15 protein-coding genes are annotated in these 15,034 nt (G+C 71.2%); 6 read left to right on the forward strand and 9 right to left on the reverse strand.

Annotated elements, in window-relative coordinates; genetic code table 11:
• The first annotated feature begins 111 nt into the window (after positions 1–111).
• The 3 genes from ACFY0T_RS00255 (at position 112) to ACFY0T_RS00265 (ending at position 2,607) form a co-directional block, all read left to right on the forward strand.
• Positions 112–1,017, forward strand: a complete 906-nt coding sequence (locus tag ACFY0T_RS00255) for a LysR family transcriptional regulator (RefSeq protein WP_388863259.1) — start codon at positions 112–114, stop codon at positions 1,015–1,017.
• Between the two features lie 284 nt (positions 1,018–1,301).
• Positions 1,302–2,033: a 2OG-Fe(II) oxygenase gene (locus ACFY0T_RS00260; RefSeq protein ID WP_388864178.1), complete on the forward strand. Its 732-nt coding sequence runs from the start codon at positions 1,302–1,304 to the stop codon at positions 2,031–2,033.
• Between the two features lie 142 nt (positions 2,034–2,175).
• Positions 2,176–2,607, forward strand: coding sequence for a PPOX class F420-dependent oxidoreductase (locus ACFY0T_RS00265; protein WP_388863261.1), 432 nt, complete (start codon positions 2,176–2,178; stop codon positions 2,605–2,607).
• 2 nt (positions 2,608–2,609) lie between these two features.
• Here the strand turns inward: ACFY0T_RS00265 and ACFY0T_RS00270 are convergent, their stop codons facing one another.
• Positions 2,610–3,788, reverse strand: a complete 1,179-nt coding sequence (locus ACFY0T_RS00270; protein ID WP_388863263.1) for a PucR family transcriptional regulator — start codon at positions 3,786–3,788, stop codon at positions 2,610–2,612.
• A 113-nt stretch (positions 3,789–3,901) separates the two neighbouring features.
• On the opposite strand from ACFY0T_RS00270, the gene ACFY0T_RS00275 reads away from it, so the two are divergent.
• The gene (locus tag ACFY0T_RS00275; RefSeq protein WP_388863265.1) at positions 3,902–5,071 is read left to right on the forward strand and encodes a lactate 2-monooxygenase; all 1,170 of its coding nucleotides are present in this window, start codon (positions 3,902–3,904) and stop codon (positions 5,069–5,071) included.
• Entirely contained in the window at positions 5,068–6,045 is a 978-nt protein-coding gene (locus ACFY0T_RS00280) for a 2-hydroxyacid dehydrogenase (protein ID WP_388863267.1), read from the forward strand. The genes ACFY0T_RS00275 and ACFY0T_RS00280 overlap by 4 nt, the downstream gene beginning before the upstream one ends.
• A 2-nt stretch (positions 6,046–6,047) precedes the next feature.
• On the opposite strand, the gene ACFY0T_RS00285 is transcribed toward ACFY0T_RS00280, so the two are convergent.
• The 4 genes from ACFY0T_RS00285 to ACFY0T_RS00300 all read right to left on the reverse strand — a co-directional run bounded on the left by ACFY0T_RS00285 (position 6,048) and on the right by ACFY0T_RS00300 (position 10,580).
• A complete protein-coding gene (locus tag ACFY0T_RS00285; protein WP_388863269.1) occupies positions 6,048–7,928 on the reverse strand; it encodes a ricin-type beta-trefoil lectin domain protein in 1,881 nt (626 codons plus the stop codon).
• A 903-nt stretch (positions 7,929–8,831) separates the two neighbouring features.
• Positions 8,832–9,209: a toxin Doc gene (locus tag ACFY0T_RS00290; protein WP_388863271.1), complete on the reverse strand. Its 378-nt coding sequence runs from the start codon at positions 9,207–9,209 to the stop codon at positions 8,832–8,834.
• A gap of 3 nt (positions 9,210–9,212) precedes the next feature.
• A complete protein-coding gene (locus ACFY0T_RS00295; protein WP_388863273.1) occupies positions 9,213–9,458 on the reverse strand; it encodes a hypothetical protein in 246 nt (81 codons plus the stop codon).
• A 90-nt stretch (positions 9,459–9,548) separates the two neighbouring features.
• Positions 9,549–10,580: a zinc-binding dehydrogenase gene (locus tag ACFY0T_RS00300; protein WP_388863275.1), complete on the reverse strand. Its 1,032-nt coding sequence runs from the start codon at positions 10,578–10,580 to the stop codon at positions 9,549–9,551.
• A 138-nt stretch (positions 10,581–10,718) separates the two neighbouring features.
• Here ACFY0T_RS00300 and ACFY0T_RS00305 point away from each other — a divergent pair, with 138 nt between their 5' ends.
• Entirely contained in the window at positions 10,719–11,198 is a 480-nt protein-coding gene (locus ACFY0T_RS00305) for a MarR family winged helix-turn-helix transcriptional regulator (RefSeq protein ID WP_388863276.1), read from the forward strand.
• Between the two features lie 193 nt (positions 11,199–11,391).
• Here ACFY0T_RS00305 and ACFY0T_RS00310 read toward each other — a convergent pair whose 3' ends face one another.
• From ACFY0T_RS00310 to ACFY0T_RS00325, 4 genes are all read right to left on the reverse strand, one after another.
• A complete protein-coding gene (locus ACFY0T_RS00310; protein WP_388863278.1) occupies positions 11,392–11,964 on the reverse strand; it encodes a TIGR03086 family metal-binding protein in 573 nt (190 codons plus the stop codon).
• Positions 11,965–12,032: 68 nt separating this feature from the next.
• The gene (locus ACFY0T_RS00315; RefSeq protein ID WP_388863280.1) at positions 12,033–12,449 is read right to left on the reverse strand and encodes an SRPBCC domain-containing protein; all 417 of its coding nucleotides are present in this window, start codon (positions 12,447–12,449) and stop codon (positions 12,033–12,035) included.
• A gap of 232 nt (positions 12,450–12,681) precedes the next feature.
• The gene (locus tag ACFY0T_RS00320) at positions 12,682–13,290 is read right to left on the reverse strand and encodes a hemerythrin domain-containing protein (protein WP_388863282.1); all 609 of its coding nucleotides are present in this window, start codon (positions 13,288–13,290) and stop codon (positions 12,682–12,684) included.
• A complete protein-coding gene (locus tag ACFY0T_RS00325) occupies positions 13,287–14,903 on the reverse strand; it encodes an MFS transporter (protein WP_388863284.1) in 1,617 nt (538 codons plus the stop codon). Before ACFY0T_RS00325 ends, ACFY0T_RS00320 begins: the two co-directional genes overlap by 4 nt.
• Positions 14,904–15,034: the final 131 nt, after the last annotated feature.

Below are 15,034 nucleotides of genomic sequence, written 5' to 3' on the forward strand. Positions count from 1 at the left end.
GCACAGGACCAGCGTGCGGCCCCGCTTTCCATCGGTCCAGCGAATGTTTCCGATCTATATTCATCACAGAAACCGACTGATGAACAGCGCTGACGAGGAGGCCGGTCTGCCATGTTCGATCTCCACCGGCTGCGGCTGCTGCGCGAGCTCAAGCACCGCGGCACGCTGGCCGCCGTCGCCGCCGCCCTCTCCTACAGCCCCTCCTCCGTCTCCCAGCAGCTCTCGCAGCTGGAATCGGAGGTCGGGGTGCCGCTTCTCGAACCGGTGGGGCGGCGTGTACGGCTCACCCCGCAGGCCGAGATCCTCGTCGCCCACACCGAGGCGGTACTCGAGCGCCTGGAGCGTGCCGAAGCGGACATCGCCACCTCGCTCACCGAGCTCACCGGCACCCTGCGTCTGGCCTCGTTCCAGACCGCGGCCCTGGCCCTGGTCCCCGCCGCGCTGACCCGGCTCCGGGACGCTCATCCCCACCTGCGGGTCCATGTCACGCAGATGGAGCCGGAGAGGGCCCTTCCCGCGCTCCTGGCGCGTGACTTCGATCTGGTGGTCGGCGAGGAGTACCCGGACAATCCCAACCCCCGCTCGAACGAACTGGAGCAGGAGGACCTCTGTGACGACCCGCTGCGTCTGGCTCAGCCGGACCCTGCCCTGACCGCGGACTCGGCGAGCCCGACGGAGGCGTTGCGAGCCTTGGCCGGTCATCCCTGGGTGATGGAGCCGCAGGGCACCGCCGCCCGGCACTGGGCGATGACCCTGTGCCGCAACGCCGGCTTCGAGCCCGACGTACGGTTCGAGTCCACCGACTTGCTCCTGCATCTGCGGCTCGTTGAGCTGGGACACGCGGCCGCGCTACTGCCGGACCTGGTCTGGAACGGCCGTCCGCCGACCATCGCTCTGCGTCGGCTGCCCCGCGGCCACCAGGCCCGCAGGATCTTCACCGCCGTACGCCGGGGCCGCGGCCGGCACCCCGCCATCCAGGCCTGCCGAGACGCCCTACGGCAAGCGACCACCCCATAGGCGCGCAGGCCCCCAGGCCCGTTCCGCCCTGGAATCCGACCGGTTCAGCGGCCGGGAAAGTGCCGTCCGAATAACGCCAGTCTTCCGGATCCGGGCGCTCCACCATTGATCCCCGAGGTTCGCCCGACGACCCGAGGGCGCCCGCGCGGTGCCGCGGTGTGCCGTCGAGCATCAGCGCAAGGGAAAGACACACCATGAACCACCCCGTCCCGCTGTTCAGCGACGACCCCGCCACGAGGAACGCACCGCACAGCCCTGCGACTTCCACCGCCCAGGAGGGCACCATGATCGCCGCCACCCGACTCGAGGGCACGCTCATCGAGCGGGTCGACTCGGCGGACTGGGACGCGCTGACCGCCGAGGTCAACGAGTACGGCAGCGCCCTGACCGGCCGGCTGCTCACTCCCGAGGAGTGCGCCGCGATCACAGCCCTGTACAACGACGCAGAGCGCTTCCGTACCACCGTCGACATGGCCCGCCACCGGTTCGGCTCCGGCCAGTACCGCTACTTCACCCACGAACTCCCCGATGAGGTACGGGAGTTGCGCGAGGCGTTCTACCCGCATCTGCTGCCCGTCGCCCGTGACTGGGCCGCCAAGCTCGGCCGGCCGGCCCCCTGGCCGGACAGCCTGAAGGAGTGGCTGGCGCACTGCCATGAGGCCGGGCAGTCCAAGTCCGCGCAGATCCTGCTGCGTTACGGGGCCGGGGACTGGAACGCCCTGCACCGCGACGTGTTCGGCGAGGCCGTCTTCCCGCTCCAGGTCGTCATCGGCCTCGACGCACCCGGAGTCGACTACAGCGGCGGCGAGTTCATCACGACCGAGCAGCGCCCGCGCGCCCAGTCCCGTGGATCGTCCACCACCCTGCCGCAGGGGCACGGGCTGATCTTCACCACCCGCGACCGGCCCGTCGCCTCCAGGCGCGGCTGGTCCACTGCGCCCATGCGGCACGGGGTGAGCACCGTCCGCTCCGGCAGGCGGCACACCCTCGGCCTCGTCTTCCACGAGGCCACATGACCGCCCGGATCCCCGACCCGGCCGCCCGTCCGGCGTCGGCCGTCGGGGGTCGGATTCAGGCGTGTCGGACGGGTGTCGATCGGGAGGGAGGGCGTTCGTGTGGAAGGTGGAGAACCGTTCACAGGTACGCGCGGAGGATGTCATGTCGTTCACCGACGAAGAGATCGCCTATATGCGATCACAGCCGCTCGCCCGGGTCGCGACCCTGTCTCCCGACGGTCGGCAGCCCGATGTGGTGCCGCTCGCCTTCGAGTACGACGGTACGTACTTCTGGGTCGGCGGGACCGGCTCGGCGGTCGCCGGGACCCGTAAGTTCCGCAACGTCCGGGCGGGCCACCACGAGGTGGCCCTCGTCATCGACGATCTGGTGTCCCTCGATCCGTTCATCGCACGAGGCGTACGGGTCTACGGCCACGCCCAAGACCCGGTCGAGCGCGTGGGGATGGTCGGCCCGGGCCTCTATATGCGCATCACGCCGACGCTCTCCTGGAGCTGGAACATGGAGGGCCGCCCGGCGGGCAAGGAGTGGTACGCGTCGCGGCGGACGGTCCACGCGGCCCCGTCTCGCGGTTGAGTTCAGGGTCTGATCGTGCGGGCGATGTCCAGTGTGAGGCGTTGCCAGGGATCCCGTGGGTCGCGGGACGTCAGTTCGTGGATGCGGCGCAGGCGGTAGCGCAGGGACTGGGCGTGGAGGTGCAGTTCGCGGGCGGCGGCGTTGGCCGAGCCCGTGTCGATGTACGCGGTGAGCGCCTCCAGGAGGTGGTGCTGGGCCGGGTCGGTGAGCGGGCCGAGGACCAGGCGGGCGATGTGGTCCGGCGCGGCGGCCGGGTGCCCTGCGAGCAGGGCGAGGACGTGGGCGTCCGCGTCCGTGAGGACGCGGCCCGGCCGGTGGGCGTGGGCGGGTGCCGTGTCGAGGGCGTCGGCGGCGAGCCGGTGGGCGACGGCGACCCGGTCCAGGCTCTCGCCGGTGATCGCGCAGCCGCGCCAGGACCGCCCGTCCAGGACCGCTCCCGCCCTGGCGGCCGCCCCGGCCGGCAGCAGCAGGACGGCACGGGAGCCCCGTACCGTCGCCAATGAGGCGACCTCGTCGCCCGGATGGGCCAGCGCGTCGAGGAGTCCCGTCGCCGCGTCGTGGGCCATGTCGGGGCGGTCCGTACCGACCGGCTCCGCCACCAACAGGCCGTACGAGTCCGGCAGTTGAATGCCCAGCCGGGCCGACCGGTCCGTCAGCGCGCCCACGGAGGCGTGCCGCCCGGCGATCAGGTCGTCGAGCAGCAGCCGCAGGGCCCGGTCGCGGTCCCCGGCCAGGTCCTCGCTGGTGGCGGCGTACGCCGTGGCCATCTCCTCGGAGAGCGTGTCGAGGGTGGTCAGCAGCATCCGGGCGAGCGCGAAGGCGTCCTCGGCGGTGAGCCGGGGCGCGCGGGCCGCGATCTCGTCCGTGAGGACGGTCCCCGCCACACGGTAGGCGCGCAGCACCGCCTGCACGGGGCGCCCGTCCGCCGCACGCGCCGCCGCGATGCCCCTGAACCGCCGCAGGTCGGCCGGCTCCAGCGTGCCGTCGGTCGCCCAGAGGTGCAGCAGCCGCTCCAGCCCCCAGGCCGCGATGGCCCGTACCTCCGGCAGCCGGCTGTCGTCGAGCGCGGCGTACACCGGCACCTGTTCATGGACGGCGGCGACGATCGCCTCCACGACACGCGGGTCGGCGACCATGTCCTGCCGGATGCGCTCCCTGACCTCTGCGGGCTTGCTTGTCACAGGGTGATAATCCCAGCCGCGCGATGTGCGCACCACAGTGGACGGACCTTGTCACAGTCGCCAGGATCGACGTCGTACAGCGCGGTCTCAGGGACGAGAGGCGGGACGTACGGATGGCGAAGCATTGGGCCGACTTCCAGTACGAGATCTATCTGAACGGAATGACGGGCGCCGTACCGCGGCTGCCCACCGATCTGACCCGGCTGGAGGAGCTCACCGAGCAGCGGCTCGGCCCCGGTCCGGTCGGCTATGTGGCGGGCAGCGCGGGCAACGGCAGCACCGCCCGCGCCAACCGGGCCGCCCTCGACCGGCGCCGGATCGTGCCGCGCATGCTGCGCGATGTGCACGAACGGGACCTGTCCGTCGAGGTGTTGGGGCGTCCGCTGCCCGCGCCGCTGGCGCTCGCGCCGGTGGGCGTGCTGTCGATCATGCATCCGGACGCGGAGTCCGCCGCCGCGCGGGCCGCGGCCGCGCAGGGCGTTCCGTACATCCTGTCCTCGGCGTCCAGCACGCCCATGGAGCAGGTCGCGGAGGCGATGGGTGACGCGGAGCGCTGGTTCCAGCTGTACTGGGCGAAGGACCGCGAGGTCACCCGGAGCTTTCTGAACCGGGCGAAGGCGGCCGGGTACACGGCTCTGCTCGTCACCCTCGACACTCCCCTGCTGGCCTGGCGCCCCCGCGACCTCGACCAGGCGTATCTGCCGTTCCTGCACGGCGTGGGCACCGCCAACTACTTCTCCGACCCGGCGTTCCAGGCGGGCCTCGCCAAGCCGGTGCACGAGGACCCGAACGCGGCCGTGATGCACTTCGTGGGCATGTTCGCGGACCCCGGAAAGACCTGGCCGGACCTGGAGTTCCTGCGGGAGAACTGGGACGGGCCGATCGTCCTCAAGGGGATCCTGCACCCGGACGACGCCCGCCGTGCCGCGAGCGCCGGGATGGACGGCGTGGTCGTCTCCAACCACGGCGGCCGCCAGGTGGCGGGCTCCGTCGCGGCGGCCGACGCGCTGCCGCGTGTCGTGGAGGCGGCGGGCGACCGGCTGACCGTCCTCTTCGACAGCGGGGTCCGCACGGGCGACGACATCTTCAAGGCGCTCGCGCTCGGCGCCCAGGCCGTGCTCGTCGGACGGCCGTACGCCTACGGGCTCGGCCTCGACGGACAGGCGGGCGTCGAGCACGTGATCCGCTGTCTGCTCGCCGAGTTCGACCTCACGCTGGCCCTGTCCGGGCATGCCAGTCCCGCCACCATCGGCTCCGACGACCTGATCGAGGAATCCGCATGACTGACACGAAGGACGTCCTGGCCGTCGTCTCGCCGCACGTCGGGGGCCGCACGGCGGGCGCGGCGCTCGCCACCGTCTTCCCCGGACAGGCCCACGTCACCGTCGTGGAGGCGACCGACGAGGACCCGGCCGCGCTGCGCGCGGCGCACGTCATCATCACCGGACTCGGCCCGGTGACCGCCGAACACATCGCCGCCGCACCGGACCTGGAACTCATCCAGTGCGCCAGCCACGGCTTCGACTACGTAGACCTGGACGCGGCACGCGCCCAGGGCGTGCCGGTCTGCAACATCGGTTCCAGCGGCGCCGAGAAGCAGAATGTCGCCGAGCAGACCTTCGCGCTGATGCTGGCCCTCGCCAAGCAGCTGGTACCGGCGCACACCGCACTCGTCGACGCCGACTGGGCCCTGCCCCGCCTCCAGCAGTCCATCACCGAACTGTCCGGCAAGACGCTCGGCATCGTCGGCCTCGGGCATATCGGCGAGGAAGTCGCCCGCCGCGCGGTCGCGTTCGACATGAACATCGTGTACGCCGGTCCGCAGCCCGTCGCCGCGGAGACGGCGGCCCGGCTCGGCGGCGCCCGCCATGTCGAACTCGACGAACTGCTGCGCACGTCGGACTACATCACGCTGCACGCGCCGCTCACCGACGCGACCCGCCATCTGCTGAACGCCGAGCGGCTCGCGCTCCTCAAGCCGACCGCGTTCGTGATCAACACCGCGCGGGGCGCCCTGATCGACCAGGACGCCCTCGCGGACGCGCTGGAAGCGGGCGCCCTGGCCGGGGCGGGCATCGACGTCTTCGACCCCGAACCGCCCACCCCGGCCCTGCGGTTGCTCAAGGCCCCGAACGTGGTGCTCTCACCGCATGTCGCGGGCGTCACGCGCGAGACGCTCGTACGCATCGCGCTCGCGGCCGTGCAGAACGCCGCCGACTTCGTGGCCGGCAAGCCGCCGCGAGATGTCGTCTCGTAGCGTCACAGCCCCACTCCCGTCGTGATGTCGGGGAGTTGCAGCGGCAGCAGCGCCGGCGCCGGACTCGCGTCGCCGTCGTCGTCACCGTCACTGACGGCCACGGCGCGCGGTTCGTAGGTCTCCGGCGGGGTGGCCTCCGGGTCGGTCGGCTCGCCCGTCGGCTGCTCGCCCTGCGGCTCGCCCGGTGACCGCGGCGTCACGTCGGCCGACGGCGCGTCGCCGGCGGGCGGTGTCGAGGGGCTGGTCGTGCCCGCGATGGACAACGACTCGGGGCCGGCCGTCGACGCGTCGGTCCGCCACCGCTGGAGGTCGGAGCCGTCGCGCACCTTCACCACGATGTCGGCGTCGGGATCGGAGGAGGCGGGCGCGACGGCGAGTTCGTCGTTCCATCGGGGCAGCAACTCGCCCCGCACGGTGAGGTCGTAGCGCTCGTCGTCGGCGTGCGCCGCGCCCTTGGTGACACAGCGGTCCAGGAAGACGACACCGTTGTCAGCGTGCGAGTCGAGGCACAGTTCGGGGTTGGCGATGCTGCGCAGCAGACCGTCTTCGTCGTACGACCACCGCTGGGTCCAGGCGGACGAGCACACCGCCAGCTTGGTCTCGGCGCCGGTCTTCGCCTTGCCGCCCCGGATGTCGAGGCACAGGTCGGCGGCGAGGTTGCGCAACCGGGTCTGCCCGGTGGTCGAAGGGAGTCCGGCCGAGGTGGGGGGCGAGGACACGGCGGGCGGGGCCGGGGAGCCGGGGGCGGGCGACAGGGTGCGGCTGCTGCTCGCGCCGGTGGAGGCCGTGGGGTCGGCGCCGCCGTCGTCGGGCGACCACAGGCTGGTGGCGAGGACGGTCACGAGCAGGGCGGCCGACAGACCCGCCCCCGTGAGCAGGGCCTTCGGGGGCCGCTGCCCCTGCTGGACCGCGCGGCGGCCCGGGGAGGGTATCTGGGACAGCAGGCGATGGCGCCCGCCGCTACCCGGACGGCCGCCGCTGCTGGGGCGGCCGCCGCTGCCCTGCCGCCTGCCACCGAAGGGGGATCCACCCCGGGGGCGCATCGCTTGCCCCGCGCGCCCTGGGCGGGAATCGAGATACCGCCGTGCGCCCCAGCCGAGTACCGCTTCGGCGATCAGCATGCCCAACCCGCCCTCGAAATGGCTGAGTTGCTCGGCAGCGTAACGGCAGTAGGGGCACTCCATCAGATGCTCTTGGACATCGGGCAGCAAGGCGCCGCCGCGACGAATCGGTACGTCCAGCAACCGGTTGTAGAAGCCGCATTCCTTGGACGGCGCGAGTTCCCGGTGGGCGCGTACACAGCCCTCGCGGAATTGCTCGCGGGCCTGCTCCAGAGCGGCCGACGCGATGTCGGTATCCATGCCGGACAGACCGGCCGGTACGGATATGGGCTCGGCCTCGACCTCGGTGTGCCACAGCAGGCACCGGGCGAGTGCCGGGAGGGCCTGGAAAGCACGCTCGGCGAGCTTCCGATTTTCGGCCGTCATGGACTTCGCCGCGCGCATACCGCGGCCTCCGGCGGGTTTCCGCAAGTCCGGCAGAACACCGGATATCCGATCGTCCGCGGACCACTCCTTGACGGTGTCCCTTACGGCCACGAGGAGTTGGGGCCGCAGCGCCAGACCGGACTCGCCCAGTACGAGGCGGTCGAGCCGGCGATGGAAGGAGGTCGCGGTCACCATGGAGGCGACGTGCGCCGAAGTAGCGAGGCAGATGACGGCGTAGTCGTACGTCGGCTGCCAGTGCCGGGCCATCAACAGGGCGACGGGATGGGCGGCATCGCTCTCCGGTCTGCCTCTCAGCAGGGCGGCGAGACTCTCGTCGGATTCGCCGACTACGCCACCGGGCGGATAAGGGGGACGAGGGGGGTGGGGGGTGTGCACAGAGCGGGTTCCTTCCGAGGTGCAAGGTGGCACACAAAAGTTCTATTCCGTCGAAAGGGAGCCCTGATTGGTGCGTACCTTTTTGACGGAGCGCCGGGAAAACGGTCGGGGCGAAGGCCGTACGGCGACCGTCGGTCAAGAGCCTTATGAGCTCGACGACAACCCGGAATGGCGAACGGCGATTCAGACCCGGTCATTGACCCTGCGCAGGACGTTCACCCTCGCACAACACGCTCATGACCAACAAGGCACTTGAGCAACATCAGCCTCATTGAAAGAAAGTCAGATCCGGCCGTAACTCGCCCAGCTCGCACCGGCTTTCGAAATTCCATGCGCCCCGTGTGAACCGTGCGCACACGCCGGCGGCCCGCGCACGCTCCCGGCGCACGGAACTCCGCAGTCCACTGGAACCGGCCCTTCTCGGAGGCCCCGCGCAGGACGGCGGCTCTCCCGCGCGAAACCGGCCGCCGACCCCGATCCTCCCGCCCTCGGTCGGCGGCCCCGAGGGCGGGTCCGTTCTCCGTCGGCAAGGCCGTCGCGGAGGAAGGCCGGGCACGGCTGGACGGGGTACCGCAATGGAGCCCCGCCATGCTGGTGTCGCCGGTGGCCACGCTCGTCGGCCTGCTGTGGGTGAGGCTCGCCAGAACGCAGGACACCGCTTTGGGCTCCACGGACAGCAGACACGCGCCGGGGTACGGCGGGTGCGGTAGTGCGGGAAGGCCGCCTGCGCGAGGGATCCCACACCGTCCGGGACGGCGATGAGATCGGTCAACTCGGCGCCCGCAACGGCCAGTTGGGCGTCAATTTCACGTCACTCACGCCCTACGCCGGTGATGGCGCAGGGTGCCCGGCCGCACCTCCTGCGGCACGAGGACATGGGGAGCGCCGCCCGAGGGGACGGGCTCAGATCTGCCAGGACCTCAGCCGGTCGGCCGCGCCGTAGACGTCCGTCTTGCCGGAGATCAGATCGCGGGCGAGGTCGACGAGGGCCCCGTACGGCGGATCGATGCCGACGCCGCTGACGAACATGTACGCCACCGCCGCCGAGCAGGCGAAGCGGGCGTTGGCGGCCGGTAACGGCTTCAGCAGGGCCAGGGTGTGCAGGAGCGCGGCAGCGCGCCAGGCCGGGTCGGAGTCGATGCCGAGGCGGGGCGGATCGACGCGATGCCGGGCCACGGCGGCGACGAGCGCCGAGAAGTCGTTGACCGTGGGCTGGTCGGGCAGCACCTCTTCGTGGCGCTGGAGCAGCCAGGGCACGTCGATATGGATGACGGGAGCCATCGGTCAGGCGACCTGCCCCTCGTCCCTGGCCGGTGGTTCGTCCTCGGGGAAGGCGGCGGCGAACTCGTCCGCGTGCGCGGCGAAGAACTGGCGGAACACCTCCGCGCCTTCCTGCAGCGCCCGGTGCCGCACGATGTCGGCAGCGGCCGCCTCCCGCACGAGGGCTTTCATCGACGTACCGCGCTCCTTGGCTATCTGCCGCAGGTCTTCTAGCTCGCGGTCGCTGAACTCCACGTTGAGAGCTGGCATGCCCTCACGGTACCGCGCGGGTACTTACTCGTAAATACCACCAGGTCAAGGGCAATGCAGCACGGTACCGGCCGGGTCGGGAACCGCCCGTCACAGCTGGTCCGCCACCAGGACGGCCTTCCCGCTGATCTCCCGGCGTTCGAGCGCGGCATGCACGTCGGCGGCCTTCATGAGCGGTTGGACTGAGCCGATCCGCGGCGCGATCTCACCGCGCGCCGCCATGTCGAGCGCGCGCCGCAGACCCTCCTGGTACCAGGCGTGATCGCCCTTGATCTCGGCCGGAACCATGCTCAGCCCGGTGCGCCTGCCCGGCCGCAGATTCATCAGCTTCACACGCGCCGCACCCCGCACGGTGTCGGCGACCATGTGTCCTGGGCGCCCCGAGAACGCGTAGCTGACCAGCACTCCCCCGGGCGCCAGGACGCGGTACGCCTTGCGCAGCCCGGCCCCGCCGATGTGGTCGAACACCGCCTGGACACCGCCCGGTTCACGCTCGTGCAGGACGGCCTCGAAGTCCTGGCGGCGATAGTCGATGAAGGTCACGCCGTGCTGTGCGAGCAGTTCCTTCGCACTGGGCGCCGAGGCGGTGCCGTACATCCGCAGTCCGCGCAGTGCGCCGAGGCGGCTGAGCGCCTGCCCGACTCCCCCGCTCGCGCCCTGGATGAGCACCGTGTCCCCGGCCTCGACGCGGCCATGGGTCTCCAGGACGCTCAGTGCCGTCAGGTGGTCGAGCGGGATCGTGGCGGCCAGGATCGGGTCGAGGCCGTCGGGGAGGGGGACGAGCTGCCACAGCGGCAGGCAGATGTACTCGGTGTACCCGGCCATCTTCGTCAGGGAGACGGCGACGCGCGCACCCTCCACGAGCCAGTCCGGCCGGGGGCCGTCGGGCGCGAAGTCCACGATCTCGCCGACGAGTTCGTAGCCGGGCGTGAAGGGCACCTTGCGCTGCAGCAGATAGTCGCCCGAGCGCGCCATCAGATCGGTGAAGCCCACCCCGGAGGCCAGCACCCTGAGCCGGGCACATCCTGGGGGCGGCTCCGGCAGGGTGGCCTCGACGGGCCGCATCGTCTCGGTGCCGCCGAACCGCTCCACGACGATCTTTCGGTACGCGATCTCGCTCATGAACCTCACCATTTCCTGTGTCGTGTCATTAAGTTACACGACACATATCAGTCCGACCAGGCCACGGGGCAGCGATGGAGTGGATGGGTGTCGTATAACCTAGTTCTCCCGTCCCTCGATCCCCGGGAGTGCAGCACGATGGAGCCGGCCGAAGAAGTCCGCTTCCTCATCCTGGCCGCGCAGCGGGAGGGAAATCGCCAACTCGCCCAAGGGCTGCGCCCGTTGGGAGTGACTCCCGCCCAGGCCGAGGTGGTACGGCTCCTCGCCGAGCGGCAGCCGCTCAGCATGTCCGGGCTCGGGGCCCTGCTGGTGTGCGAGAGCGGCGGCAACCCCAGCCGCCTGGTGGACCGACTGGTGACCGCGGGGCTCGTGCGTCGCGAGGAGGGCAGCCGGGACCGGCGCCATGTGGAGCTGACGCTCACTCCCGCGGGACACGAGACGGCCCGTTCGGTGGCCGCGGTGGAGGCGGAGCTGCACGCCCGCATCGGCGCCGCGGCAGCCGGTCACGACGTCGACGCGGTGCTCGCCTTCCTGCGCACCTTGGTGGCGGGCCAGGGCGCGGGCGAGGCGGTGGCCCTGCGGACGGGCCGCGCCGCGGCTCCGGCCGAAGCGCCCTAGCGGGCGTCGCGCCGGGCGGCCGCTCGCCTGAACTCGGCGTGGCCGACGGTGCGCCGCCTCCGTCAGCGGCAGCCAGTGCGCCGACGTGGCGAGCGGCAGGCAGACCCAGTCCTTCATGGGGCGGGGGAGGGCTTCGCCCCGCCCTGTGCGAGGCCCTCCGCGAGTCGGGCGAACAGCCGGCCGGCGTCGGCCGTCAGGCGACCTTGCGCCCCGTGAAGGCCAGCAGGCGCTCCAGCGGGGTGGCGTCGGCGGCGGGCTCGACCTCCGGCCCGAAGGCACCGCGTGCACGGGCGCCGTCGGCGATCTGCCCGGCGACCGCCGCCACGGTGGCAACCACGTCGTCGTCGGCCGTGAAGGTCTGGCCGGTGGCGGTGGCCAGGTCCCAGCCGTGCACGGTGAGCTCCATGATCGTGATCATCCCGGCGAAGGGTGCCGGGTAGGTGCTCGACGCGAAGGGCGTCTCCCCCTCCCAGGCGGCGGGCTCGGCCCACGCCTTGGCCAGCCGGTCGACGAGCGGCGGGAACGCCACCCAGGGCGCCTCGGTCAGCGTTGTCGGCGCGTCGGCGGGGACCGGCTCCTTCGCGGCGGCGTATCCGCTCATGACGAGCGTGCCGAGCAGGTGCTCGCTGAGCTGGTGGACGTCGAAGTCGGCGCAGGGCGTGGGGAGTTCCCGCTTTCCGGTGAGGGCCGACTGCTGGGTGTGGGCCTGCAGGTTGCGGGCGGCACGGGCGAGCTGGTCGGCGAGTTCCACGGGGGTGGCGTTCATGGGAGTTACTCCTGTTCGGAAGGGTTGGACCGTCGACGAAAAGGACGGCTCACAAGGACAGACTCGGCTCAGCCGAAAAAGGGAGCGGGCTTCCCCGTCTCCGCGTACGACTTCAGGGCCGTGAACTTGGTGGCCCAGCCGTAGGTGAAGTCGCGATAGGCGTCGCCCTGCGCCGGGAACCCGGCGTGCGTGAAGCGCAGCAGGACACCGCCCTCGGGGACGTCGACGATCTCGTACGTCTGCGTGGTGCCGGCCCACGGGCCGTTCTCCCCCGCCAGTACCAGGCGCCGGTCGCCGGACTCGGTGATCCGCAGCCGCCAGGGCTCGGGCATGCCGGGAAAGCTCAGCACATGCTCGGCGCCGACACCCTCCCCGATCTCGGCGTCCGCGGTGAACCAGCCGCGTACGCCGGTCTCGGTGGTGAGGGCTTCACGGACGGTGTCCGCCTCGGCCTCGATGGTCAGCTGCATCGCGATGTCGGCCATCGGATGTCCTCTCGGGATCGGGGATCGGGGATCGTCAGGGTCGGTCGCGAGGGCCCGGTATTGCCCCGAACCCTCGTTCTTTAGCTGACACTAAAATGAATCCGGGAGCGCCGCAAGTTGAGCAGCGACTAAAATGAGCGGGATGGGATCCCCGCGGCGACCCCGGCCCGGACAGCTGGAGGGAGCCGAAGCCCGCCTGAGCGCCCGCGGACCGGGGTCGCGCACCGCCCGGTCAGCTCCCCCACAGTCCGCGCCTGCGGTAACCCGCCTCCCAGAACAGGCGGTTCAGGACACGGACGGGCGGAGGCAACGCGCCGAGGAACGCGGCGCGGTCGGCGGGCGGAATGCCGTCGACGATCCACGGCACGAAGACGGCGGCGCCGCGCATGCCCTGTGTCTCGCGGATACGTCCCGTGAAGGCGCCCCAGTCCGCGGGCGTCAGCACCTCCTGGATGAGCGGCAGCGCGCTCCCCTCCTCGTGCGCGAGGTGGCCGTCGAGCGTCGTCGCCAACACATTGACGAGCTCGGGGAGTTCGGCCGACCGGTCCTTCAGGGCCGCGTCGACGGCGGCGAGCTGCGGGTCGAGGCGGGCGTGCTCCGCCTCCATCTCGGCGAGGAGGGCGATGTCCTTGGGGCGGCCCTCGACCTTGCGCTGCACCCGCGGCCACAGGTCGCTGTCCTCGGCGGTGTGGTGGATGTGCAGCTGATGGATGAAGTTGTCCCAGCCGGCGTGGACTTGGGGGGTGAAGGCGGTGCCGTCCGCCGCGGCCTTGGCGAGGCGTTCCAGGTCGCGCCGGAACGCGTCGTGGGAGGCGTACATGGCGGTGAGGTCGATGCTCATGAGATGGCTTCCTCCAGTTCGGGCTCGTACACGGGCAGGGCGTGCGGGTTGGCGGACGGGCCGCGGTGCCGGCGTACGGCGAGGCAGGCGAGCGCGCCTGTGAGCAGGACGGCGGCGGAGACCAGGACGGCGGGGCCCATCGCGTCCACGAAGCCGTGGCCGAAGACCTGGCCGCCGAGCTCCCGCATACGGTCGGCGATGTCGTGCGGCACTCCGGACGGGGCCCCGGCCTGCTGCTGGGCGTTCACGTCGGACTCCGCCTTGGAGAAAGCGGCGACGAAGCCGTCGCGGTACCCGGCGGGCAGTTGCCCGGCGCGTTGCCGTGCCTGGTCGGTGAGCGAGTGGGCGAGCTGGGCCTGGAGCACGGCGCCGACCACGGCGCCCGCGAGCACCGAACCGACCTGTCTCAGCGCGTTGTTGACGCCCGAGGCCGCGCCCGACAGGCGCGCCGGTACGTTGCGCATGACCTCCGTGGCCATCGGCGCGAAGGTGCAACCGGCGCCGAGACCGGCCAGGAAGAGCGGGAAGGCGACCGCCGTCCAGCTCGAGCCGACGTCGGCCGCGGCCACGATCCAGATCAGCGCGGCCGCCCAGGCGAGCAGCCCGGTCATCAGGATGAACTTGCCGCCGATCTTGTCCGCGAGGATCCCGGCGGGCCCGGCCATCACGAACGAGCCGAGGGCGAGGGGCAGCAGGACCAGCCCGGACTTGAGGGCGCTGAAGCCGAGGACGGACTGCAGGTAGATCGTGAGCGGCAGGAACATGCCGATGACGCCGAAGGACACGGTGACGCCCACGAAGTTGATGAGCGTGAAGTTGCGGTCCTTGAAGAGCGAGAACGGAACGAGCGGGTCGCTCGTCTGCTGGCCGCGCTCGTGTCCCAGGAAACCGGCGAAGAGCAGCGCCGCCGTGCCGAACAGGGCCCAGATCCAGCCGTTCCAGTCGTAGCGCTGCCCCTCCGTCAGACCAAAGGCCAGGCAGAACAGGGCACTTGAGGCGAGCAGCACGCCGAGGGTGTCGAAGCGGTGGCGTACCGTGCGCCTCTGTGAACCCGGAATGATCGCCGCGGCGAGGCCGAGTACCAGCACGCCGAGCGGCAGGTTCACGAAGAAGATCCACCGCCAGTCGAGTTGGTTGATGAGCGCGCCCCCGATGATCGGGCCGAGTGCGCCCGAGATGCCCGCGACCGCGCCCCAGACCCCCATCGCCGCCCCGCGCCGGTCGGCCGGGAACACCTCGGCGATGATCGACAGGGTCTGCGGCATGAGCAGCGCCGCCCCCAGGCCCTGCACCGCGCGGAAGGCGATGAGCTGGGCCGGGTCCTGCGCGAGCCCGCAGGCCAGGCTGGCCAGAGTGAAGAGCGCCACGCCGGACATGAACAGATTGCGTTTGCCGCGCAGGTCACCGAGGCGCCCGGCGGTGATCAGCAGGACGGCCAGCGCGAGGGTGTAGGCGTTGACGACCCACAGGATCTCGTCGAGGGAGGCGTCCAGGTCCTGACCCATGTCGGGGATCGCGATGTTCACGATCGTCAGGTCGAGCAGGGTCATGAAGAAACCCAGGGAGAGGGTGACGAGGATCGCCCACGGGTTGCCGTGCCATTTCTTGAACACGATGTGTGTCTCCTTGTGCCGAAACATCGGACTCGCGTTCAAGAGGGCGGTCGTGGCGGCCGGTGTGACGCCGGGAAAGCGTCCTGAGACCTACGTCACAATTCGCCGTCTGATGTCACATTCGGGCCCCT

Origin of the sequence: Streptomyces sp. NPDC001530 (assembly GCF_042894545.1) — a bacterium.
Taxonomy (GTDB): Bacteria; Actinomycetota; Actinomycetes; order Streptomycetales; family Streptomycetaceae; genus Streptomyces.

Bases quoted from the DNA above. Each gene is read 5' to 3' on its own strand.
- ACFY0T_RS00255 (WP_388863259.1), top strand. From the start codon at position 112: ATGTTCGATCTCCACCGGCTGCGGCTGCTGCGCGAGCTCAAGCACCGC.
- ACFY0T_RS00260 (WP_388864178.1), top strand. From the start codon at position 1,302: ATGATCGCCGCCACCCGACTCGAGGGCACGCTCATCGAGCGGGTCGAC.
- ACFY0T_RS00265 (WP_388863261.1), top strand. From the start codon at position 2,176: ATGTCGTTCACCGACGAAGAGATCGCCTATATGCGATCACAGCCGCTC.
- ACFY0T_RS00275 (WP_388863265.1), top strand. From the start codon at position 3,902: ATGGCGAAGCATTGGGCCGACTTCCAGTACGAGATCTATCTGAACGGA.
- ACFY0T_RS00280 (WP_388863267.1), top strand. From the start codon at position 5,068: ATGACTGACACGAAGGACGTCCTGGCCGTCGTCTCGCCGCACGTCGGG.
- ACFY0T_RS00290 (WP_388863271.1), bottom strand. From the start codon at position 9,209: ATGGCTCCCGTCATCCATATCGACGTGCCCTGGCTGCTCCAGCGCCAC.
- ACFY0T_RS00295 (WP_388863273.1), bottom strand. From the start codon at position 9,458: ATGCCAGCTCTCAACGTGGAGTTCAGCGACCGCGAGCTAGAAGACCTG.
- ACFY0T_RS00300 (WP_388863275.1), bottom strand. From the start codon at position 10,580: ATGAGCGAGATCGCGTACCGAAAGATCGTCGTGGAGCGGTTCGGCGGC.
- ACFY0T_RS00305 (WP_388863276.1), top strand. From the start codon at position 10,719: ATGGAGCCGGCCGAAGAAGTCCGCTTCCTCATCCTGGCCGCGCAGCGG.
- ACFY0T_RS00310 (WP_388863278.1), bottom strand. From the start codon at position 11,964: ATGAACGCCACCCCCGTGGAACTCGCCGACCAGCTCGCCCGTGCCGCC.
- ACFY0T_RS00315 (WP_388863280.1), bottom strand. From the start codon at position 12,449: ATGGCCGACATCGCGATGCAGCTGACCATCGAGGCCGAGGCGGACACC.
- ACFY0T_RS00320 (WP_388863282.1), bottom strand. From the start codon at position 13,290: ATGAGCATCGACCTCACCGCCATGTACGCCTCCCACGACGCGTTCCGG.